The sequence below is a fragment of the Vibrio crassostreae genome (genome assembly GCF_041439375.1).
Taxonomy (GTDB): domain Bacteria; phylum Pseudomonadota; class Gammaproteobacteria; order Enterobacterales; family Vibrionaceae; genus Vibrio; species Vibrio crassostreae_D.
This window is the reverse complement of sequence record NZ_JBGONY010000052.1, coordinates 35,512-36,316: the sequence shown is the minus strand read 5'-3', so window position 1 is coordinate 36,316 and position 805 is coordinate 35,512.

Sequence of the window (805 nt, the reverse complement as noted above, 5' to 3'; positions counted from 1 at the left end):
ATGATCTGATCGTAGCTTTAAGCATTAGTTCCCTGATTTAGGAAACAAAGCCCTGTCACTGCCATCAATGGCATTTTCGTTGCCCACATCCCGCACTCTGTGAGTGCGAAATTACTACCGACTCACACTCGCCGAGTGCGAAGTTTACCTGCTTAAAGTAGCTTTGAACGGTCATGTTGTTCTTACATTTATATCTATTATTCGATTAGCTCGGACTCCATTTGTTATCGCCACCGTCTTACCGAGCACTTAAATGAATTACGAGTCGAATATCATGCTATAGGTCTAGCGCGAGACTTTACGTCTCCCACACGTGGGAGATACCACTGGTATCACCACTGTCTTGCTGAGCACTTGAATAAATAACGAGTTAAATGTCACGCTAGACGTCTAGCGCGAAACTTTGCGTCTCCCACGAGTGGGAGATAGCACTGGTTATCACCACCGTCTTGCCGAGCACTTGAGTAAATAACGAGTTAAATGTCACGCTAGACGTCTAGCGCGAAACTTTACGTCTTCCACGCGTGGGAGATACCACTGGTTATCACCATCGTCCTGCCGAGCACTTGAATAAATAAAGAGTTAAATATCACGCTAGAGGTCTAGCGCGAGACTTAACTCTCCCACGCGTGGGAGATAGCACTGGTTATCACCACCGTCTTGCCGAGCACTTGGATAAATAACGAGTTAAATGTCACGCTAGAGGTCTAGCGCCAAAAGATAATCTCCCATTCGCGGGAGATACTGCAAATCGATGCCACTGCCCTGCCGATTGCCAAAGTAAATAAGCTCAAGAAATAACGCT